This window comes from Pseudomonas sp. 32A, assembly GCF_052682255.1.
Genome location: NZ_JBQYLY010000001.1, coordinates 3,778,230 through 3,800,347, shown reverse-complemented (window position 1 = coordinate 3,800,347; position 22,118 = coordinate 3,778,230). Strand labels below are relative to the sequence as shown.

The 22,118-nt window shown below is 59.7% G+C and carries 16 protein-coding genes and 1 pseudogene; 6 read left to right on the top strand and 11 right to left on the bottom strand.

Annotation, left to right across the window (positions count from 1 at the left end):
* Positions 1 to 179: 179 nt before the first annotated feature.
* Positions 180 to 4,033, top strand: a pseudogene (locus ACUN0G_RS17405) (EAL domain-containing protein).
* A 241-nt stretch (positions 4,034 to 4,274) separates the two neighbouring features.
* A complete protein-coding gene (gene glyA, locus ACUN0G_RS17400; protein ID WP_063027005.1) occupies positions 4,275 to 5,528 on the top strand; it encodes a serine hydroxymethyltransferase in 1,254 nt (417 codons plus the stop codon).
* 126 nt (positions 5,529 to 5,654) lie between these two features.
* Here the strand turns inward: glyA and yjiA are convergent, their stop codons facing one another.
* The 3 genes from yjiA to ACUN0G_RS17385 all read right to left on the bottom strand — a co-directional run bounded on the left by yjiA (position 5,655) and on the right by ACUN0G_RS17385 (position 9,041).
* Positions 5,655 to 6,614: a GTPase gene (gene yjiA / locus ACUN0G_RS17395; RefSeq protein WP_445573902.1), complete on the bottom strand. Its 960-nt coding sequence runs from the start codon at positions 6,612 to 6,614 to the stop codon at positions 5,655 to 5,657.
* A gap of 147 nt (positions 6,615 to 6,761) precedes the next feature.
* On the bottom strand, positions 6,762 to 6,959 hold the full coding sequence (locus ACUN0G_RS17390) for a YbdD/YjiX family protein (protein ID WP_003176208.1): 198 nt from the start codon (positions 6,957 to 6,959) through the stop codon (positions 6,762 to 6,764).
* Positions 6,960 to 6,974: 15 nt separating this feature from the next.
* A complete protein-coding gene (locus ACUN0G_RS17385) occupies positions 6,975 to 9,041 on the bottom strand; it encodes a carbon starvation CstA family protein (RefSeq protein WP_445573901.1) in 2,067 nt (688 codons plus the stop codon).
* Positions 9,042 to 9,214: 173 nt separating this feature from the next.
* Here ACUN0G_RS17385 and ACUN0G_RS17380 point away from each other — a divergent pair, with 173 nt between their 5' ends.
* The gene (locus ACUN0G_RS17380; protein ID WP_445573900.1) at positions 9,215 to 9,583 is read left to right on the top strand and encodes a PilZ domain-containing protein; all 369 of its coding nucleotides are present in this window, start codon (positions 9,215 to 9,217) and stop codon (positions 9,581 to 9,583) included.
* 115 nt (positions 9,584 to 9,698) lie between these two features.
* On the opposite strand, the gene radA is transcribed toward ACUN0G_RS17380, so the two are convergent.
* From radA to katB, 3 genes are read right to left on the bottom strand one after another with little or no spacing between them, the layout of a single operon-like run.
* Complete coding sequence (gene radA / locus ACUN0G_RS17375; RefSeq protein WP_003215821.1) at positions 9,699 to 11,066, bottom strand: DNA repair protein RadA; 1,368 nt, start codon at positions 11,064 to 11,066, stop codon at positions 9,699 to 9,701.
* Positions 11,067 to 11,100: 34 nt separating this feature from the next.
* Positions 11,101 to 11,640 carry an ankyrin repeat domain-containing protein gene (locus ACUN0G_RS17370; protein ID WP_445573899.1) on the bottom strand — a complete coding sequence of 180 codons (540 nt, stop codon included), beginning with the start codon at positions 11,638 to 11,640 and terminating at the stop codon, positions 11,101 to 11,103.
* Between the two features lie 57 nt (positions 11,641 to 11,697).
* The gene (gene katB / locus ACUN0G_RS17365; RefSeq protein ID WP_093204888.1) at positions 11,698 to 13,239 is read right to left on the bottom strand and encodes a catalase KatB; all 1,542 of its coding nucleotides are present in this window, start codon (positions 13,237 to 13,239) and stop codon (positions 11,698 to 11,700) included.
* A 286-nt stretch (positions 13,240 to 13,525) separates the two neighbouring features.
* Here katB and mscL point away from each other — a divergent pair, with 286 nt between their 5' ends.
* On the top strand, positions 13,526 to 13,942 hold the full coding sequence (mscL, locus tag ACUN0G_RS17360) for a large-conductance mechanosensitive channel protein MscL (RefSeq protein ID WP_003215816.1): 417 nt from the start codon (positions 13,526 to 13,528) through the stop codon (positions 13,940 to 13,942).
* Between the two features lie 42 nt (positions 13,943 to 13,984).
* Here mscL and ACUN0G_RS17355 read toward each other — a convergent pair whose 3' ends face one another.
* Complete coding sequence (locus ACUN0G_RS17355; protein WP_445573898.1) at positions 13,985 to 14,761, bottom strand: ferredoxin--NADP reductase; 777 nt, start codon at positions 14,759 to 14,761, stop codon at positions 13,985 to 13,987.
* 404 nt (positions 14,762 to 15,165) lie between these two features.
* Here ACUN0G_RS17355 and ACUN0G_RS17350 point away from each other — a divergent pair, with 404 nt between their 5' ends.
* Positions 15,166 to 15,876, top strand: a complete 711-nt coding sequence (locus tag ACUN0G_RS17350) for a helix-turn-helix transcriptional regulator (protein WP_445573897.1) — start codon at positions 15,166 to 15,168, stop codon at positions 15,874 to 15,876.
* Between the two features lie 127 nt (positions 15,877 to 16,003).
* Positions 16,004 to 17,128, top strand: a complete 1,125-nt coding sequence (locus ACUN0G_RS17345; RefSeq protein WP_445573896.1) for a methyltransferase — start codon at positions 16,004 to 16,006, stop codon at positions 17,126 to 17,128.
* A 41-nt stretch (positions 17,129 to 17,169) separates the two neighbouring features.
* Here the strand turns inward: ACUN0G_RS17345 and ACUN0G_RS17340 are convergent, their stop codons facing one another.
* The 4 genes from ACUN0G_RS17340 to ACUN0G_RS17325 all read right to left on the bottom strand — a co-directional run bounded on the left by ACUN0G_RS17340 (position 17,170) and on the right by ACUN0G_RS17325 (position 22,017).
* Positions 17,170 to 17,337 carry a DUF2474 domain-containing protein gene (locus ACUN0G_RS17340; protein WP_003215809.1) on the bottom strand — a complete coding sequence of 56 codons (168 nt, stop codon included), beginning with the start codon at positions 17,335 to 17,337 and terminating at the stop codon, positions 17,170 to 17,172.
* 12 nt (positions 17,338 to 17,349) lie between these two features.
* Positions 17,350 to 18,357: a cytochrome d ubiquinol oxidase subunit II gene (cydB, locus tag ACUN0G_RS17335; protein ID WP_008432810.1), complete on the bottom strand. Its 1,008-nt coding sequence runs from the start codon at positions 18,355 to 18,357 to the stop codon at positions 17,350 to 17,352.
* Positions 18,358 to 18,360: 3 nt separating this feature from the next.
* Positions 18,361 to 19,800 (bottom strand): cytochrome ubiquinol oxidase subunit I, encoded by a 1,440-nt coding sequence (locus tag ACUN0G_RS17330; protein WP_008432808.1) that lies wholly within the window; start codon positions 19,798 to 19,800, stop codon positions 18,361 to 18,363.
* Positions 19,801 to 20,892: 1,092 nt separating this feature from the next.
* Entirely contained in the window at positions 20,893 to 22,017 is a 1,125-nt protein-coding gene (locus ACUN0G_RS17325) for an IS481 family transposase (protein ID WP_421553410.1), read from the bottom strand.
* Between the last annotated feature and the right edge of the window lie 101 nt (positions 22,018 to 22,118).

Below are 22,118 nucleotides of genomic sequence, written 5' to 3'. Positions count from 1 at the left end.
CTGATTGTCTGGGGCTGGAACGCCCTCGCGTAACCGGCAAAGCTACCTGAATGCGCATGGGCAGTCCAGCCAAGCGGGGCTGGCACTTTGCCACAACACAAGGCATGCTAGCCGCCCTCCGGGCGTCCGGCTTATAGTGCACGTCGCGCGCCAGTCCAGCCAATCCGCAGGATCACAGTTTGTCCAACGTAACGCCGCCAACTCCCCTGCGCGCCGCTCATATAGCGCCGGGAGCGCCCCTGCACGGAACCTTGAAGGGCGCATTGGCGACGCTGGTCCTGCTGCTGCTCGCGTTATTGTTCTGGCAACTGCTGGACCAACTGCAGCAAAACCAGAAAAATCAGCAGCAATACACCATCGACTACAGTGCCGACCTGGCCGAACAAATCAGCCTGAACATGGCCCTCAGTGCACAGATCGCGCTGAACCTGTTACCGATCGTCGAGCCGCCACGGGACACTGAACAGCAACAAATCCTGATGCGCACCCTGCAACGCTCCCTGCCGGAACTGCGCAGTGTCGCCCTGCTCGCCCCCAGCGGCGCGATGATCAGTGACAGCGCCGGCGACAGCCAGGACAGCGCCTGGCTCGAAGAGCTGGTCAAACGCAGCCACGCCCAGTCCTACTACCTGAGCAACAACAACGACGGCACCGTCATCTACCTGCTGCTGCACCAGCCCAGCGGCGGCACCAAGATGTACTGGGCCTTGCGCCTGGCGCCCAATTACCTGGCCAACCTGACTCGCCAGGACAGCCAGGGCCAGCGCCCGATGTGGGTCATCGAAAACCGCCTCAACCACCGGGTGGTCAGCCGTGACAGCGGCATGCCGGCCCAGTGGGCCTCGGCGTTGACCCCGGACGAATTGAACAAAAGTGTACTGGTCACGCCCCTGAGCAAAAGCGACTGGCAACTGCGCGGCCTGTTCGACCGTGCCGCGGTGCTGGAGCAACTGCTGCCGGCCTTTATCGGCAAATGCCTGCTGGGCCTGGCCTTCTCGCTGATCCCGGTGATCGTGCTGCTGAACATGCGCCGCCGCCAGCGCCAGGTGCACGAGGGGCGCCGGCGCTACCAGGATATTTTTGAAGGCACCGGCGTGGCCTTGTGCGTGCTCGACCTGTCGGGCCTGCGCGCGTTCTTCGATAGAGCCCGACTGCAAACCCGCGAACAGTTGCAACAGTTACTGCTAGACAGCCCGGAGCAACGCCAGCAATTGCTCAAGGAACTGCGCATTACCGAGGTCAATCAGGTGGCGGTGCGCCTGCTGAATGTCGCCTCCTGCGAACAAGCCTGGGAGCGCCTGATCGACGCCTGCCCCTCAAGCCCAACCGCCATCGGCAATCAGGTGATCGACGCGGTACTGACCCAACAAAAACAGCTCGAACTGGAAATCCAGCTCAGCGACGTTGAAGGCAACGACCAATACCTGTGGCTGGTGATGCGCCTGCCGGAGCAACAGGACGACTTCAAGGCAGTGATCCTGAGCATCAGCGACATCACCAGCCGCAAGCTGATCGAATTATCGCTGGTGGAGCGCGAGGGTTTCTGGTCGGACGTGGTGCGCACCGTGCCCGATCACCTGTATGTGCAAGACGTGATCAGCCAGCGGATGATTTTCAGCAACCACCACCTGGGCCACACCCTGGGCTACAACAAGCCCGAGTTGCAGCAGATGGGCGAGTATTTCTGGGAAATCCTGCTGCACCCCGAAGACGCCGAGCACTACCACTACCTGCGCCTGCAACAGCGCCAGGCCGGCTACCTGAGCCAACTGCAGTGCCAGTTGCGCTTTCGCCACCGCAACAACCAATGGCGGCGCTTCGATATCCGCGAACAGGCCCTGGCCCGGGACAAGACCGACCAGGTCACGCGCATCATCGGCGTGGCCAAGGACATCACCGACCAGATCGAAGCCAGCGAATCCCTGCGCGACAGCGAACAGCGCTACCGCATGCTGGCCGAAAGTATCAGCGACGTAATCTTTTCCACCGACAGCAAGCTGGCCCTCAACTACGTCAGCCCTTCGGTGAACGCGGTGCTGGGCTACGACGTGGACTGGATCTTCGAAAACGGCTGGCAATCGACCATCGCCAACCCGCAGCAACTCACGGGCATCTACAGCCTGGTAGAGCAAGTCAGCCGCGCCTTGGACCAACCCGAATCCCTGGCGGCCTTGCGCAACGACGTGCAGACCCAGCTATTCCTGTTCGACTGCCTGCGGGCCGATGGGCGCAAGGTCCCTATCGAACTGCGTCTGGTGCTGGTGTGGGACGAACACGGTGCGTTCGAAGGCATCCTCGGCGTGGGTCGCGACATCAGCCAGCAACGCCGTGCGGAAAAAGACCTGCGCATGGCGGCCACGGTATTCGAACACTCGACTTCGGCGATCCTGATCACCGACCCGGCCGGCTATATCGTGCAGGCCAACGAAGCGTTCAGCCGGGTGAGTGGCTACGCGGTGGCGGACGTGCTCGACCAGTTGCCGAACATGCTCACCGTCGACGAACAGCAGGAAGCCCACCTGCGCTACGTGCTCAAGCAATTGCACCAGCACAGCACCTGGGAAGGCGAAGTGTGGCTCAAGCGCCGCAACGGCGAGCATTACCCGGCCTGGGTCGGGATTACCGCCGTGTTCGATGACGAAGGCGACCTGGCCAGCTACGTGTGCTTCTTCAGTGACATCAGCGAACGCAAGGCCAGCGAACAGCGGATCCACCGCCTGGCCTACTACGACGCCCTGACCCACCTGCCCAACCGCACGCTGTTCCAGGACCGCCTGCACACCGCGTTACAGTCGGCGGAACGGCAAAAGTCGTGGGTGGTGCTGATGTTCCTTGACCTCGACCGCTTCAAGCCGATCAACGATTCCCTGGGCCACGCCGCCGGCGACCGCATGCTCAAGGAAATGGCCACCCGCTTGCTGGGCTGCGTGGCCGAAGACGACACCGTGGCACGCATGGGCGGCGACGAGTTCACCTTGCTCCTGCAACCGCGGGTCAACCGTGAGATGGCGCTGAACCGTGCGATTCACGTGGCCGAGCAGATTCTCGCCAGCCTGGTGAAGCCATTCGTGCTGGAAGGCCGCGAGTTCTTCGTGACCGCCAGTATCGGCATCGCGCTAAGCCCGCAGGACGGCAACGAACTCAGCCAGTTGATGAAGAACGCTGACACGGCGATGTACCACGCCAAGGAGCGCGGCAAGAACAACTTCCAGTTCTACCAGGCCGACATGAACGCCAGCGCCCTGGAACGTCTGGAGCTGGAAAGCGACCTGCGCCACGCCCTCGAGCAAAACGAATTCGTGCTGTATTACCAGCCGCAGTTCAGCGGCGACGGCAAACGCCTGACCGGCGCCGAAGCCCTGCTGCGCTGGCGTCATCCCCGCCGCGGGCTGGTGCCGCCGGGGGACTTTATCCCGGTGCTGGAGGAGTTGGGGCTGGTGGTGGACGTGGGCGACTGGGTGATCAGCGAAGCCTGCCGTCAACTCAAGACCTGGCACCAGAACAAGGTGCGGGTGCCCAAGGTGTCGGTGAATATCTCGGCCCGGCAGTTCTCCGACGGGCAACTGGGCGAGCGCATCGCCACCATCCTCAAGGACACCGGCCTGCCGCCGGCGTGCCTGGAGCTGGAACTGACTGAAAGTATATCCTGATGCGCGAGGTCAACGAGGCGATGCAGATCCTCGCCAGCCTGAAAAACCTCGGCCTGAGCATTGCGGTAGATGACTTCGGCACCGGTTATTCATCGCTGAACTACCTCAAGCAGTTCCCCATCGACGTGCTGAAGATCGACCGCACTTTCGTCGACGGCCTGCCGTCGGGTGAACAGGATGCGCAGATTGCCCGGGCGATTATCGCCATGGCCCACAGCCTGAACCTGGCGGTGATCGCCGAGGGTGTGGAAACCCATGAGCAGCTGGACTTCCTGCGGGAGCACGGTTGTGACGAGGTGCAGGGCTACCTGTTCGGACGGCCGATGCCGGCGAGCCGGTTTGAGGCGCAGTTCAGCAATGACGCTCTGTTCATGTTCGACTGAAATCCTGCTGTGTTGCTGATGACCTCTTCGCGAGCAAGCCCGCTCCCACACTCGACCGCATTCCCCCTGAAGGAACCCGATTGAATGTGGGAGCGGGCTTGCTCGCGAAGGGCCCGCACAAACACCCCCCCATCCCCAGATGAGCCCCGCTTGTCCGCGACATGATGTCCTTTCATATGCCATCTAAAACCCATTGGGTTAGAATGCGCTTCTTTTCTGCCCCCGATCCTTGAGGACCGCCATGTTCAGCCGTGATTTGACTATTGCCAAGTACGACGCCGATCTCTTTGCCGCCATGGAGCAAGAAGCCGTGCGCCAGGAAGAGCACATTGAGCTGATCGCTTCGGAAAACTACACCAGCCCTGCGGTTATGGAGGCTCAAGGTTCGGTTCTGACCAACAAGTACGCCGAAGGCTACCCGGGCAAGCGTTACTACGGCGGTTGCGAGTACGTCGACATCGTTGAGCAACTGGCCATCGACCGTGCCAAGGAACTGTTCGGCGCCGATTACGCCAACGTCCAGCCACACGCCGGCTCCCAAGCCAACAGCGCCGTGTACCTGGCCCTGCTGCAAGCGGGCGACACCATCCTGGGCATGAGCCTGGCCCACGGCGGTCACCTGACCCACGGCGCCAGCGTTTCCTCCTCCGGCAAACTGTACAACGCCGTTCAGTACGGCATCGACGGCAACGGCCTGATCGACTACGACGAAGTCGAGCGCCTGGCCGTTGAGCACAAGCCAAAAATGATCGTGGCCGGTTTCTCTGCCTACTCGCAGATCCTGGATTTCCCACGCTTTCGCGAAATCGCCGACAAAGTGGGCGCCTACCTGTTCGTCGACATGGCCCACGTGGCCGGTCTGGTCGCTGCTGGCGTGTACCCGAACCCGGTGCCATTCGCCGACGTCGTGACCACCACCACCCACAAGACCCTGCGCGGTCCACGTGGCGGCCTGATCCTGGCTCGCGCCAACGCCGAGATCGAGAAGAAGCTGAACTCCGCCGTATTCCCTGGCGGCCAGGGTGGCCCGCTGGAGCACGTGATCGCCGCCAAAGCGATCTGCTTCAAGGAAGCCCTGCAGCCTGAGTTCAAGACTTACCAGCAGCAAGTGGTGAAAAACGCCAAGGCCATGGCCGGCGTGTTCATCGAGCGGGGTTTTGACGTGGTGTCCGGCGGTACTGAGAACCACCTGTTCCTGCTGTCGCTGATCAAGCAAGACATCTCCGGTAAAGACGCTGACGCCGCTCTGGGCAAAGCCTTCATCACCGTGAACAAAAACTCGGTACCGAACGACCCACGTTCGCCGTTCGTCACCTCCGGCCTGCGCTTCGGCACCCCGGCTGTGACCACTCGTGGCTTCAAAGAAGCAGAGTGCAAGGAACTGGCTGGCTGGATCTGCGACATCCTGGCTGACCTGAACAACGAAGCAGTGATTGATGCTGTTCGTGAGAAGGTCAAGGCCATCTGCAAGAAGCTGCCGGTATACGGCGCTTAATAGCAAAAAGCCCGCTGTAGGAGCGAGCTTGCTCGCGAAAAACGTCAACGATAACGCGTGCATCCTGGATGCACGCGGTGCCTATAAGTTCTTCGCGAGCAAGCTCGCTCCTACAAGTGGGCTTTTTTATGCCTGATAGATGCGCTGGAAACCTTCGCGAATCTTCTCTTCCGGCAACTCGTCGGCAATAAACACAATCACACTTTCCCGCGTCTCGCCTTCGGCCCATTCGGTATCCCAGTCGAACCCGTAGAGCTTCAGCACGCCCTGGAACACCATCCGCCGGTCTTCCCCGGCAATGTTCAGCACGCCTTTGTAACGCAGCAATTGCTTGCCGTGGTCTTCCAGCAGCTCGTTCATGAACTCGCTGAGTCTGTCGATATCCAGCGGCTGGTCGGTGCGCAGCACCAGGCTGGAAATACGATCAATGGACGGCGCCTGGCTTACCGGGCGCAAGGTCATGCCGGCATTGAGGTTGAAGCCACGCACATCCAGCAATTCGGCGAGGTCGATCTTGCCGTGTTCCACCACGCGTATCGGTGCGCGGCGGTTGATGCGGGTCAGGCGCTCGCTGAGGGCGTCGAAGGTGGCGTCGTCCACCAGGTCGCGCTTGCTCACCAGCAGGCGGTCGGCAAAACCGATCTGCGCCTGGGCGATGGTCTGGGTCAGGTGGTGCTCGGCGTGGGCCGCGTCCACCAGGGTAATGATGCCGTCGAGGATATAGCGCTCGCGCAGTTCTTCATCGATGAAAAAGGTCTGGGCCACCGGGGCCGGGTCGGCCAGGCCGGTGCATTCGATCACCAGGCGATCGAAGGCGATCTCGCCGCTGTCCAGGCGTTCCAGCAGCAGGTACAGGGCCTTGGTCAGGTCGGTGTGGATGGTGCAGCACACACAGCCGTTGGACAGGGTCATGACTTGCACCGGCTCGCTGCCCAGCAGTTGGGTGTCGATACCGGCGTCGCTGAATTCGTTTTCGATCACGGCGATTTTCAAGCCGTGCTCGGCCTTGAGCAGGTGACGCAACAAGGTGGTCTTGCCAGCGCCGAGAAAGCCGCTGAGGACGGTGACGGGAATGGGAGAGGACAAAGAATTCTCCTTGAAGAAACACAAAACAAATGTGGGAGCGGGCTTGCTCGCGAAGGCGGCGTGTCAGTCAGCACAGGAATCACTGAAAGACCGCCTTCGCGAGCAAGCCCGCTCCCACAAGGGATCACCGTAACCCGAACTAACGGGCTAGCAGCACTTGGGCCCACCCTTGCCGCCGTAACGGGCTTCCTGGCGTTCCCGGAAGAACGCCTTGTAGTCCATCATCGGCTTGTCCGGGTGCTTGGTTTGCATATGCTCGACGTAAGTGTCGTAGTCGGGCATGCCGACCATCAGGCGCGCGGCCTGACCGAGGTATTTACCGAGGCGACTGATGTCATTGAACATGATTGCAATCCTCTATCACGCGTCCGGAATGGCCTGGTATGGCGCTTCTTTGTCCGTACGTTCCTTTTTGCCCCAGGCGGCAATGCCGACTTTGAGCGCATAGAACAGGATGCTGAAGACCACGAACAGGAACAGCGCCGTCAGCGTTGCGTTGGTGTAGGCGTTCCAGATCACGTGTTGCATCTGGTCGATGCTCTTGGCCGGTGCGAGGATCTGGCCGCCGGCCAGGGCGTCGCTGTATTTCTTGGCCAGGGACAGGAAGCCGATCGCCGGGTTGGCGTCGAACAGCTTGATAAAGCCTGCGGTCACGGTGCAGATCAGCAGCCAGACAGCCGGCAGCATGGTCACCCAGATGTAGCGCTGGCGTTTCATTTTGATCAGCACAACGGTGGCGAGCATCAGCGCGATACCGGCCAGCATCTGGTTAGAGATACCGAACAGCGGCCACAAGGTGTTGATGCCGCCCAGTGGGTCGATCACGCCTTGGTACAGCAGGTAACCCCACATCGCCACACAACCTGCGGTAGCGATCAGGTTGGCGGTCCAGGACTCGGTACGCTTGAGCGCCGGCACGAAGGAGCCGAGCAAATCCTGAAGCATGAAGCGACCGGCACGGGTACCGGCGTCGACTGCGGTCAGGATGAACAGCGCTTCGAACAGGATCGCAAAGTGGTACCAGAACGCCATGGTGTTTTCACCCGGCAGGACGCTGTGCAGGATCTGCGCGATACCCACCGCCAGGGTCGGCGCACCGCCGGCACGGGCCAGGATGGTGGTTTCACCGATGTCATGCGCCACCGCCTGCAACGCTTCCGGGGTAATCGCAAAACCCCAGCTGCTGACAGTTTGCGCAACGGTCACCACGTCAGCACCGACAATGGCGGCCGGGCTGTTCATGGCAAAGTACACCCCTGGCTCGATCACCGAAGCGGCAACCATCGCCATGATGGCCACGAACGACTCCATCAACATGCCGCCGTAACCGATGTAACGGGCGTGCCCTTCATTGGCCAGCAACTTGGGCGTGGTGCCCGAGGAGATCAGTGCGTGGAAACCCGAGACCGCGCCACAGGCAATGGTGATGAACAGGAACGGGAACAGACCGCCCTTCCACACCGGGCCGGTGCCATCGATGAACTGGGTCAGCGCGGGCATTTTCAGGTCGGGCATGGTCACCAGGATGCCAATGGCCAGGGCGATGATGGTGCCGATTTTCAGGAACGTAGACAGGTAGTCACGTGGCGCAAGGATCAGCCACACCGGCAACACGGCGGCGACAAAGCCATAACCCACCAGCATCCAGGTGATCTGGATCCCGGTGAAGCTGAAGGCCTTGGCCCACACCGGGTCAGCGGCAATCTGCCCGCCCAGCCAGATCGAGCCCAGCAGCAACAGCACGCCGACAATCGAGATTTCGCCGATGCGACCCGGGCGGATGTAGCGCATGTAGATGCCCATGAACATCGCGATCGGGATGGTCGCCATCACCGTGAAGATGCCCCACGGGCTTTCGGCCAGGGCCTTGACCACGATCAGCGCCAGCACCGCGAGGATGATGATCATGATCAGGAAGCAGCCAAACAGCGCGATGGTCCCGGGAATGCGGCCCATTTCTTCGCGGACCATGTCTCCCAGGGAACGGCCGTTGCGACGGGTGGAGAGGAACAGGATCATGAAATCCTGCACCGCGCCCGCCAGCACCACACCGGCTATCAGCCACAAGGTGCCGGGCAGGTAGCCCATCTGCGCTGCCAGTACCGGGCCGACCAAAGGCCCGGCGCCGGCGATTGCCGCGAAGTGGTGACCGAAAAGAATGTGTTTGTTGGTCGGCACGTAGTCCAGACCGTCGTTGTTGATCACGGCGGGGGTAGCCCGCAGTGGATCGAGCTGCATCACATGGTTAGCGATGAACAGACTGTAGTAACGGTAAGCAACCAGATAAATGGCCACTGCTGCGACCACAATCCACAAGGCGTTGATCGCCTCGCCGCGGCGCAAGGCCACTACGCCCAGGGCGCACGCTCCTACGATTGCCAGCAGCAGCCAGGGTAGATGGCGTAGCAGGCTATTATTATTTTTCATTTTTATATTCCAGCCAGGGTGGACAGAAAGACAGCCATCCCGAGTTTAGCGCTACTGGCCTTAAAGGCCACCCCCCTACGTTGGTCTAGAGCCTTGCCGGAGCGAAAAAAGCAGAAAAAACCGTCCCATGATGGCGCACGGCTACAATTCTTTTATCCACAGAGGGTTTCACCATGAGCGAACAGCCTTCAGACCGACGCCGTTTCCGACGCATTGCCTTCGATGCCAGGACCGAGCTCACGCAAGACGGCCATGTCTGGTCGGTGCAATTGGTAGATTTGTCGCTCAAGGGCTTGCTGGTTCAACGGCCGCAAGACTGGCACGGCCATCGCTACGAATCATTCGACGTGGACATTCATCTGGACGCCGAGACCGACGTGAAGATGCAGGTGCGGCTGACCCATGACGATCATGGGCAGCTCGGTTTTGTGTGCGAGCACATCGACCTAGACTCCATCAGCCACCTGCGGCGGATAATCGAGCTGAACCTCGGTGATCAGGCAGAGCTGGAGCGGGAATTCGCCGCCTTGCTGGAGACCTGAACATGTGGGAGCTGGCTTGCCTGCGATGGCGGTGTGTCAGTTTGCATATCAATCAGCTGATACACCGCCATCGCGGGCAAGCCCGGCTCCTACAGGGGTGATGGGTGGCTGGCGACTACTCGAACAGGGCATCCAGCGCCTGCTCCAGGCGCGTCACCCCGATCACTTGCAGCCCCGGTGGCATTTCTTTCGGCGCATTGCCCTTGGGCACGATGGCGCGCTTGAAGCCGTGCTTGGCCGCTTCCTTCAGGCGCTCCTGGCCGCTGGGCACCGGGCGCACTTCACCCGACAGGCCCACCTCGCCGAACACCAGCAAGTCATGGGGCAACGGCCGATTGCGCAGGCTGGACATCACTGCCGCCATTAACGCCAGGTCGGACGCGGTTTCCAGCACCTTGACCCCGCCCACCACGTTCAGGAACACGTCCTGGTCATGGGTGGGAATGCCGCCGTGGCGGTGCAGCACCGCCAGCAACATCGCCAGGCGGTTCTGATCCAGGCCCAGGGTGACGCGGCGCGGGTTGGCCAGGTGGCTGTCGTCCACCAGCGCCTGCACTTCCACCAGCATCGGGCGGGTGCCTTCCCACGTTGCCATCACCACACTGCCTGGGACTTCTTCCTGGGCGCGGGTGAGAAAAATCGCTGACGGGTTGGAGACTTCTTTCAAGCCCCGGTCAGTCATGGCGAACACACCCAGCTCGTTGACCGCGCCAAAACGGTTCTTCACCGCCCGCAGCAAACGCAACCGTCCGTCGGACTCGCCTTCGAAATACAGCACGGTGTCGACCATGTGTTCCAGCACCCGCGGCCCGGCCAGCGCGCCTTCTTTGGTCACGTGACCCACCAGGAAAATCGCCGTGCCGCTCTGTTTCGCATAGCGCACCAGCAGCGCGGCACTTTCCCGCACCTGGGACACGCCACCCGGAGCCGATTGCAGTTGTTCGGTGAAAATCGTCTGGATCGAGTCGATCACCATCACTTTGGGCTTTTCCAGGCGCGCGGTGGCGATGATGCTTTCGATGCAGGTTTCGGTCATCACCCGCAGTTGGTCCTGGGGCAGGCCCAGGCGGCGCGCACGCATGGCCACTTGCTGCTGGGATTCTTCGCCGGTGACATACAGCGCCGGCATACGGCTGGCGATGCTGCACAGGGTTTGCAGCAGGATCGTGGATTTACCAATCCCCGGGTCACCGCCGATCAGCACCACCGAGCCGTCCACCAGGCCGCCGCCCAGCACCCGGTCCAGTTCACCGGAAGCGGTGGAAAAACGCGGGATTTCTTCGACGCTGACTTCGGCCAGGGTCTTGATCTGGGTTTGTTGCCCGGTCCAGCCGGAACGACCGCTGGGGGCCACTGCGCCGCCGCTCTCGATCATGGTTTCGGTCAGGGTGTTCCACGCACCGCATTCCGTGCACTGGCCGGCCCACTTGGGAAAGGTCGCGCCGCACTCCGTGCAGCCATACATGCGCTTGGCCTTTGCCATTTGAGAACCTCCAACCGAAAACCGCGATGATAGCTCAGCGCGGCGCCGGGGTACGGATTTCACCGCTGGCCAAGCGTGAAGCGCTGTTACCGATCGGGTCTTCGGCATTCAGATCGGCGCCCTTGGCTTTCAGTTCGTCCAGCAGTTCCACGCGTTTGAACAGCCCGGCATACATGGCCGCCGTTTGTCCGGCACCGTTGCGCTGGTCGGGGTTGCAGTCGGTGGCCAGCAGGCGCTGGGCGATTTTCAGCTCACCCTTGAAGATCGCGCCCATCAAGGCGGTGTTGCCGCGTTTGTCCTGCACACAGGCATCGGCGCCGGCGGCGAGCAATCGGTCCACATAGGCACTTTCGCCGTGATAGGCGGCGAGAATCAGTGCCGTGTAGACTTTTTCATCCTGGGTGTTCAGCGAATAGCCGGAGTCGATGAAGGTGTTGAGCATTTCTACGTCGCCACGGCGGGCGGCGTCGAAGTAGTAATCCTGCAGTTGTGTCTTCACCGCTTGCGGGTCGGGTGACTCGGCATGGGCGGTAAAAGCCAGCAAGGCTGTGAATAAAGCGATGTAGATACGCATGGGTTTTCTCCTGCGAGGTGTCGACGCCCATGCGGGGCGCCGACAGGGGACAACCAATCAGTCAGTCAGCTTTTCAGCCAGCGCCTTGACGCGGGCCAGGTCACCCTTGGCGACTTTGGTCACGCCGGTGCCGTACTCCGGATCCGCCTTGTAGAGGAACGACAGGATGATGTGCTTGCTCTCGTCATCGGTGGTGGCCAGGGAGCCGCCGAAGTTGTCGATCAAGTCCTGACGCTCTTTCTTGTTGAACGAGCGGTACAGGTCGCCGGCCTGCTTGAAGTTCTGCTCACGCTGGATCTTCGCTTGCTGAGTACTGCCCGACAGGGCCGACTGGCTGTACCGCGCGGTTTGCGGCTCTTCCCGTGGCAGCAGGCGGCTTGGCTGGTAGTTCACGCCGGTGGTGGTCTTGCCGAAGTTCATCGCGCCGTCCTGGTTACCGTTGTTGACGGTCACCCGGGGTGCGTTGATCGGCAGTTGCAGGGCGTTTGGCCCCAGGCGGTACATTTGCGTATCAGCATAGGAGAACACCCGGCCTTGCAGCAGGCGGTCTTCCGACGGCTCGATGCCCGGCACCAGGTTGGCCGGCGCCATGGCGACTTGCTCGGTTTCCTGGAAGACGTTGGCGGGGTTGCGGTTCAGCACCATCTGCCCGACTTTGCGTTCAGGCACGTTTGGCCAGATCTTGGTGGCGTCCAGTGGGTCGAAATCAAACTTGGCCAGGTCTTCAGGCTTCAGCACTTGCACATACAAGTCCCACTTGGGGAAGTCACCCTTATTGATGTGCGTGACCAAATCATTGGTCATATGGCTGTAGTCACGGCCCTGTACTTCAGCTACTTGTTTAGGGTCAAGGTTCTTGATGCCTTGCAGGCTCTTCCAGTGGAACTTGACGTAGTGCACTTCGCCCTTGGCGTTAATCAACTTGTAGGCGTGTACACCGTTACCGTCCATTTCCCGGTAACTGGCTGGAGTGCCGGAGTCCGAGTACAACTCGGTCAACGTACGAGTGGACTCCGGAACATGGGAGAAGAAGTCAAAGCGACGGGAATCATCATCCAGGTTAGTGCGCGGGTCTGGTTTAAAAGCGTGAACCATGTCCGGGAACTTGATCGCATCGCGAATAAAGAACGTCGGGAAGTTATTACCGACCAGGTCCCAATTACCTTCGGCGGTGTAGAACTTGGTGGCAAAGCCGCGTGGGTCACGCAGGGTTTCCGGCGAATGGTTACCGTGAACTACCGCAGAAAAACGCACAAATACCGGCGTGGCTTCACCGGCGGCAAATACCTTGGCCTTGGTCAGGTCGCTGAGGTTGTCGGTGACGGTGAAGGTACCGTGAGCGCCAGTGCCACGGGCATGCACAACGCGCTCCGGAATACGCTCGCGATCAAAGCGCTGCAATTTCTGGATCAGTTGCACGTCTTGCAACAGGACCGGGCCATTCGCACCGGCGGTTTGCGAGTTCTGATTGTCACCGACCGCCGCGCCATTGTCGCGCGTGAGGTTGGCGGCGTGTACGGACAGCGAAAGAAGACTGGCGCTCACTACAAACAGCACCTGTCGCGCAGAAATAGGCCCGCGGCTAATAGGGTTTTTCATCGAGGTTTCCTCTGGTTTTTTTAATGCACATTGAGTTGTGCTTGCCAGAGGCTAGTGACCCGCGAGTCAGAAGATAAATAGAAAAGCCGTACCAACCCGATTAAAAAAATAGTGTGGTAACCCCCTGAAATAGCGGGTATTCCGCGCGCGACTGGTGGCACTTTGCAAACTATTTGCGATTTAATGTGTCGATAAAAACGGACACTGTAAGCAGTTGTGTCGCGCAAGCCGCGCCACACTGTCTTACACTGGTTTCTACCTCCTCATCTGTAACAAGGAATAACCTATGGGCGTGTTAAGTGAGTTCAAGGCCTTCGCGGTCAAAGGTAATGTGGTCGACATGGCCGTCGGTATTATCATCGGTGCCGCCTTCGGCAAAATCGTTTCCTCCTTTGTAGGCGACGTGGTGATGCCACCCATCGGCCTGTTGATCGGGGGTGTCGACTTCGGCGACCTCGCCGTAACGCTTAAAGCCGCCCAGGGCGATGCGCCTGCCGTCGTACTGGCATACGGCAAGTTCATCCAGAGCGTGATCGACTTTGTGATCGTTGCGTTTGCGATCTTCATGGGCGTGAAGGCCATCAACCGCCTGAAGCGTGAAGAGGCCGTGGCACCTAGCCTGCCGCCGGTCCCGACCAAGGAAGAAGTGCTGCTGGGGGAGATCCGCGATCTGCTCAAGGCACAGAACAGCAAGCCCGAGTAAGCTCGGCAAATAAAATAAAGGCGCCTGCAGGGCGCCTTTGTTTTACCAGTAGTTTTCTACCGCGACCTGCCCCGGACGACGGGTCAGGCTCAGTTGCATGTCGCGCAGTTTCAGCAACTGACGCGTGTCGTCGATCATCTGCGGGTTACCGCAAATCATCACTCTGGAATGCTCAGGGGTCAGCTCGATGCCTGCGGCGCGTTCCAATTCACCGTTCTCGATCAGGGTGGTAATCCGCCCATTCAGCGCGCCCGGATGTTGCTCACGGGTCACGATAGGAATGTAGGTGAGCTTGTGGGCGTGCTCCGCCAGGTACTCTCGTTCGCCCAGCTCATGGATCAACGACTGGTAAGCCAACTCCCTTGCTTCGCGGGCGCTATAGACGAGGATGATCCGCTCGAATTTTTCCCACACGTCGAAGTCTTGCAGGATCGATAGAAACGGCGCAATACCGGTCCCGGTACCCAACAGCCACAGATCGCGACCATCCACAAAACGGTCCAAGGTCAGAAAGCCCGTGGCCTGGCGTTCCACCAGCAGGGTATCTCCCTCGCGCAGGCGGCTCAGCTCACTGGTGAACTCGCCACCCGGCACAACGATAGAGAAGAAATCCAGGTGCTCGTCAAAGGGCGAGGACACCACCGAATAGGCCCGCCACACAATGCTGCCATCGGCCTTGGTCACTCCCAGGCGCACGAATTGCCCGGCGCGAAAGCGAAAGCCCGGGTCCCGGGTGGTGCGCAGGGTAAACAGGCTGGGGGTCAGCGATTGCACGTCGAGCAGGGTCTGGCGGGTGTATTTTTCAGCACTGGCCGTCATGGGGAACTCCATTTGCAGAGGCGCCTAGTGTCCCTCAAAGCGCCGCCTGGAAACACCGATGGTTTGTGCTGGCATTGCCGCTGCGCATAGGGCCAACCGCTGGGCGGTACTAAATATTTGGCTATTAGCCGCCTTCCAACTAGCCATTAGATGATGGAATGTAACCAAATATTAACTAGTTGCATTCAAAGCAAGTCCTTAAAAAAAATAGAAAAATCTTATCGAGCACCTGGAACTTGTACGCCGTAGCCAGGTTGTACAACCGTTATTAGCCTAACGCCAGACTGTACGTAAGCAAATTTTTTATTTTGACCTGTAGCCGTTGTCCTACACTATTTTTTCATGTTGTAACCGGGGGCCTTGGAAGTACCCCATGTAAAAACCGTACACATGGAGAGTTACAGATGGTCAACTGGCACAACGCTCGCCTGCCCAAACTCGAAGGGGAAAGCGAAATAACCAGCATGTACGAAGCTGCCCTCAACCTTACCTACGAGCTTGGCTTCCAATACTGCGCATTCACCCTTAGTTCTCATCTACCCAACAGCCAAACGAAAACCGTCAACCTCAACAACTATTCAAATGAGTGGAATACGCTGTACAGACAAGAACACTACTTTGATCTCGACCCTGTGGTTGCGCATTGCAAACGCTCGGTTCTACCGATCGTATGGGACGAGAAAACCTTTTCTTCGGTACCGGACCTATGGGCTCATGCCCAGTCCAACGGATTGAATTTCGGATGGAGCCAATCGGTTCATGACTTCCAGGGTGTTTTCAGCATGTTGAGCCTGGGGCGTGCCACCGGCCCAGTGGGCCCTGAAGAACTCTATGAAAAAGCCGGACAAGTGCTCTGGATTTGCCACGCCATGCACGCGGTGGTGGCCAAAAAATATGCAGACAATCCCAGTCCGCAAGCGCCCAGCAAATTGACCCCGCGTGAAACCGAGATCCTGCAATGGTCGGCCATGGGCAAGACCGCCTCGGACATCGCCACCATCCTGTGCCTGTCCGAACGCACGGTCGGCTTCCATATCAGCAGTGCGATGAAGAAACTGGGCGTCAGCAACAAGATTGCCGCAGTGATCACGGCAGTCAAATGCGGGTTGTTTTAAACACCGCATGTAATCCAGGGGAAAAAAACGTAACATTTGCGGCCAGTTACGGGTGATGACGCGAGCCCCTGATGCCCTCGCGTCGCCGCTCACCCCGATGGTTCGCTTACCCAGAGTCTCCCCCGCCATGCCCCTGCTCGACAGCCCCTTCGCCCAACTCGACCTGATCCGTCAGCCAGAACAGCACAACGACCCGCTGCAAGCGTTTGATGCAGCCGATGAGTATTTGCTCAGCTACCTGGCGGAACAACAGCTGACGCCGGCGACCCGCGTGCTGGTGCTCAACGACAGTTTCGGCGCGCTGGCGGCCAGCCTTGAAGGGCATGTGCAGGTCACCTCCAGCGGTGACTCGTTCCTCGGCGCCCTGGGCCTGGAGAAAAACCTCGCGCGCAACGGCAAGGCTTTCGACGCGGTAATGTTCCTGCCCGCCAGCCAGACGCCGACCGGACCGTTCGACCGTGTACTGATCCGCGTGCCGAAAACCCTGGCCTTGCTCGAAGAACAACTGATTCGCCTGCAAGGCCAGCTGGCACCCGGCGCCGAGGTGATTGCCGGGGCGATGGTCAAGCACTTGCCACGGGCCGCCGGTGAATTGCTGGAGCGCTTTATCGGGCCGATGCACGCCTCTCTTGCGGTCAAGAAGGCCCGCCTGCTGATCGCTACCCTGGCCGACCGGCCGCACGCCGTATCGCCCTACCCGACACGCTACAGCCTGGAAACCCCGGCTATCGAACTGCTCAACCACGCCAACGTGTTCTGCCGCGAAGGCCTGGATATCGGCACCCGAGCCTTCCTGCCGCACCTTCCGGCAAACCTGGGGGACGCCCGGGTAGCAGACCTGGGCTGTGGCAACGGCGTACTGGCAATTGCCAGCGCGCTGCAGAATCCGCAGGCGCAGTACACGCTGGTGGATGAGTCCTATATGGCTGTGCAATCGGCCGCCGAGAACTGGCGCGCGGCACTGGGTGAGCGCGACGTGCTGATTCGCCCCGGCGACGGCCTGGCCGATCAAGAAGCGCAATCACTGGACGTGGTGCTGTGCAACCCGCCGTTCCACCAGCAGCAAGTGGTGGGTGATTTCCTCGCCTGGCGCATGTTCCAGCAGGCACGGGAAGCACTGGTGGTAGGCGGCGCCCTGTATATCGTCGGCAACCGTCACTTGGGTTACCACAGCAAGCTGGCGCGTTTGTTCCGCGGTGTCGAGCAAGTGGCGGCCACGCCGAAGTTCGTGATTCTCAAAGCGCGCAAATAAAAAAGCCCTCCATAAAGGAGGGCAATAGTTACAACGGGATGTCAGTGGGTGGTCAGGCCCGCGGCATTCATGAACATGCGCATCAGGCTGGCCACCACGAACAGGGCCAGGACGCTGCCGGTCCAAATCATCGCCAGCCAGCCCAGGCGCTGCCAGAGCGGCTTTTTCTCGGCCTGTTCGATGTCGTGCAACGAAGGTTTGCCGGACATGAGTCAATCCTCCTAGTGATAACCGTCTTCGTGGGTGACCTTGCCGCGGAACACGTAGTAGCTCCAGAAGGTGTAGCCCAGGATGAACGGGATGATGAACAAGGTGCCCACCAGCATGAAGCCCTGGCTTTGCGGCGGCGCGGCGGCGTCCCAGATCGATACCGATGGCGGGATGATATTCGGCCACAGGCTGATCCCCAGACCACTGTAGCCGAGGAAGATCAGCACCAGCGTCAGCAGGAACGGCGTGTAGTGCGCATTCCGGGCCACGGCGCGAATCAGGCCGTACATGGTCACCAGCACCAGGATCGGCACCGGCAGGAACCAGAACAGATTCGGCAGGGTGAACCAGCGCGACGCGATTTCCGGATGAGCCAGTGGCGTCCAGAGGCTGACGATGCCGATCACCGCCAGCACCACGAAGGCCAGGGGCCGTGCGAGGTTGTGCATCTTCTCCTGCAAGCTGCCTTCGGTCTTCATGATCAGCCAGGTGCAACCCAGCAGCGCATACGCCACGATCAGGGCCACGCCGCAGAACATCGTGAACGGCGTCAGCCAATCCAGTGAACCGCCGGCAAACTGGCGGTCGACCACTGGAATGCCATCAATGAACGCCCCCAGCGCTACGCCCTGGAAGAACGTCGCCGCCAGCGAGCCGCCGATGAAGGCTTTGTCCCACAGGTGACGCTTGTCGTCCTTGGCCTTGAAGCGGAATTCAAACGCCACGCCTCGAAAGATCAGCCCGATCAGCATCAGCATCAGTGGCAGGTACAGCGCCGAGAGCACCACCGAATAGGCCAGCGGAAACGCGCCAAACAACGCCGCGCCGCCGAGTACCAGCCAGGTTTCATTGCCATCCCACACGGGAGCGACGGTGTTCATCATCACGTCACGGTCAGTCTTGCCTGGGATGAACGGGAAGAGAATGCCGATCCCCAGGTCGAAGCCATCCATGACCACGTACATCATGATGCCGAAGATGATGATCACGGCCCAGATCAGCGGAAGATCAATACCCATGGCTCAGTTCCCCTTGTTCAAGGTGTCGCCGTGATCGGCATCGGCACTGTCATCAGCCGCCGACAACGGACGGGCCGGTGTGCGTTTCTGCCCAGGACCACCGTGAGTAGGCTCGGTGCTTTCGTGGGTCACAGGACCTTTGCGCACCAGGCGCATCATGTAGCCCAGGCCCGCGCCGAACAGCGCGAAGTACACCACCACAAACAACACCAACGTAATGCTCATCTGCGCAAAGCTGTGATTGGACGAAGCGTCCGCCGTGCGCATCAGCCCGTAGACCACCCACGGCTGCCGGCCGATTTCGGTGGTGAACCAGCCGGCGAGAATCGCGATCAGGCCGGACGGGCCCATCCACAGCGCCAGGTACAGGAACGGCTTGGACGTGTACATCTTGTCGCCACGGCGCAGCCAGAGGCTGAACAGGCCGGTGAAGATCATCAGGAAGCCCAGGCCCACCATGACCCGGAACGACCAGAACACGATGGTCGAATTCGGACGGTCCTCAGGCGGGAACTCCTTGAGGGCCGGCACCTGCTTGTCCAGGGAGTGGGTCAGGATCAGGCTGCCCAGGTACGGGATTTCCACCGCGAACTTGGTTTTTTCAGCCTTCATGTCCGGCCAGCCGAACAGGATCAGCGGCGTGGGCTCGTTGCCGATATTTTCCCAGTGGCCTTCAATCGCGGCGATCTTCGCCGGCTGATGCTTCAGGGTATTCAGGCCATGGAAGTCACCGATGACCGCCTGGATCGGCGCGACAATCAGCGCCATCCACATCGCCATCGACAGCATGGTGCGGATCGCCGGGTTGTCCTTGCCGCGCAGCAAGTGCCAGGCTGCCGAAGAACCGACGAAGAACGCGGTCGCGACGAAGGCTGCCGTGGCCATGTGCATCAGGCGGTAGGGGAACGACGGGTTGAAAATCACGGCCAGCCAGTCGGTAGGGATCACCCGGCCATCAATGATTTCAAAGCCCTGTGGTGTCTGCATCCAGCTGTTGGAGGCGAGAATCCAGAAAGTCGAGATCAGCGTGCCGACGGCCACCATCACCGTGGCAAAGAAGTGCAGCTTGCGCCCGACCTTGTTCCAGCCGAACAGCATGACCCCCAGGAAACCGGCTTCGAGGAAGAACGCCGTGAGTACTTCATAGGTCAGCAACGGCCCGGTGACGGCGCCGGCGAAGTCCGAGAAGCGGCTCCAGTTGGTGCCGAACTGATAGGCCATGACGAGACCGGAGACCACGCCCATGCCGAAGTTGACGGCAAAGATCTTCGACCAGAAATGGTAGAGGTCACGGTAGGTGTCGTTGTGGGTCTTGAGCCACAGGCCTTCCAGCACCGCAAGGTAACTGGCCAGGCCGATGGTGATGGCCGGGAACAGGATATGGAATGAGATGGTGAACGCGAATTGAATTCGGGCGAGATCTAGCGCCTCCAAACCGAACATAAGTCTTCCTCTGTCAGGTAATACCGAATGCTGGCTGGAGGCCTGCACCCACTGCCCCCACGGATATGGAGTGTGGCGAATTCAAATTCGTTTCTTTTTATAACCAATCACGCAGGGATTCTGGCCTTGCGGCCGCCAGAGCAATTCCGGCGAGGGTTTTGATCTGGATCAAGCATTGCTGAAAGAGTAGTCCCATTTTCGCGAGAGCAAGGCGTGGTCTTTTGCCGCGTGACAGGTTGCCTCAGTGGTGGCTGGGTGTTGTCTTTGGTGAGATTGGGCGTGCTTTGGGTGTATATCCGTTATCTGGGTAACGGCCACCTATGGTTCCGCTCTTACAGCGGCTCACTTTTGAAGAGCGCAAAAGTAAGCAAAACGCTCTTGCCCCACCACTCGGCTCCTCGCCTGGGCTCGGAGTGCCCTCACTCCGGCTTTGGACCGTGGGCCGCCGTCATGGGCCATCCCTGGCCCAGGACGGCTAACCTGGCGTCCTGCCAGGTTACCCACGCTCCAAAGCCTGCGTTCGGCCAGCGTGGTTTAACGGGGCGCCTAAGATCAAGATCAAAAGCAGATCAAGAGCACAGCGGCCTCCCGGCCGGCTTGAGTGTTAAAAGCAAAATCAAAAGCTAAAGCGGGCACGGTCAAAAATGTGGGAGCGGGCTTGCTCGCGAAGGTCGTTAACGATGACGCGGGCATCCTGATTCAACACGGCGCTCTCAGGTTTTTCGCGAGCAAGCCCGCTCCCACAGAAAAGCAGATTTGTTTTCGCTCTGGTTTTTGCTTTTGCTTTTCAACACTCAAGCCGGCCTGTAGGCCGCTGTGCTCTTGCTTTTGATTTTGATCTGCGGGCCCCGTTAACCACGATGGCCGCAAGTAGGCACGGTGGAGCGGGTAAATCGGCAGGGAAGCCGATTTAGCCGCGCCGGGCCATGGATGGCCCGTCGCGGCGGCCCGCGGAACCGGGCCGGAGTGCGGGCATGCCGAGCCTAAGCGAGGCACCGAGTGGTGGGGCAAAGACCTTTTGGTTACTTTTGGGGCGTTTGCTGTACGGACCGGACACATGGTGGACACATGTGCGGGGACATGGTTGACACATTATGGACCATAGTCTGGCTTGCTCACGTCGATTGTTCGTAGGAAGTGATGGCAAAAGTAGACGTCAAAAAGCCCATCACTTTCAGGATTAGGACGTATGGCGAGGTGATGCCCAGCCAGACCCTTAGCGATGCTGAAATAGCGTTTCTGAAAGCGGAATCGGCTGTGATAAGCCTTGGCCAATACGTCGTCCGGTCCGTATTCAAACTCCGATAACTGCTGCGGATAAGCCCATGGGCTGGCTCGATACCGGTCCATCGGCACCTTGTAGTCCAACGCTTGATGAGGCCGTTGCAAGTTATAAACCTCACGCCATTGATCAAATGCTGTTTGAGCTTCCTTGATCGTGGAAAACTGACGCCCATCAAGCACTTCGGCCTTGAGTGACCGATGGAAACGCTCAATCTTTCCATTGGTTTGGGGGTGGTAAGGACGGCTAAAGCTGATCCGAATTCCTAAGCGAATCAACCAGATACTCAGCTCTGTGATTTCGCCAGGGTTGCGTGGCGAGCCCCAGGGCGGGCCGTTATCGACGTTGATGCGAGCCGGTAATCCGAAGCGCTGGAACACTTCGATCATTTTCTCTTTCACCGTGGTCCCACGCTCGTTATCACAGGCCTGAATCGCCAGGTTGAATCGCGAGTGGTCGTCCAGCAGGGTCAGGGGATGGCATCGGCCTTGTTGCGTCGGGAAATGCCCTTTGAAGTCCATCTGCCAAAGATCGTTAGGCGCATCGTGTTCAAATCTCAACTTTGCCGCTTGTTCCTTCTGAGCAGGCTGAATTAGCCCGTGTCGGTGCAGAACATTAGTAACGGTGCTGGGAGCGATTTGTTTTTTCAAAATGCTGCTGATCGTGCGCCCACCCCACGCTGGATGCTCTTGCCTGAGCGCTATGACCGCCGTCTCTAGAGTGGTGTTGGTCAGCTTGGGGCTGGTGACAGGTTTGCGGGACTTCTCTTGCAGCCCCGACCGGCCTTGCGTCTCGTAGCGATCGAGCCACTTGTACGCCGTTTGGGGGCTGATACCGAATCGTCGACACAGTTCTCGTTTATTACTGCCGGGTTGCCGCGCCAAGGCGACAAACTCTTCTTTCAGGCTCATGGCATCTCTCGTGTCCCAGGGCATGATGGTTTTCCGGCGAAGTTAGCTCGCCGAAAAGTGTCCACCATGTCCCCGCACACCCGTCAACCATGTGTCCGGTCCGTACAGGGCGTTTGCCAAAAGTG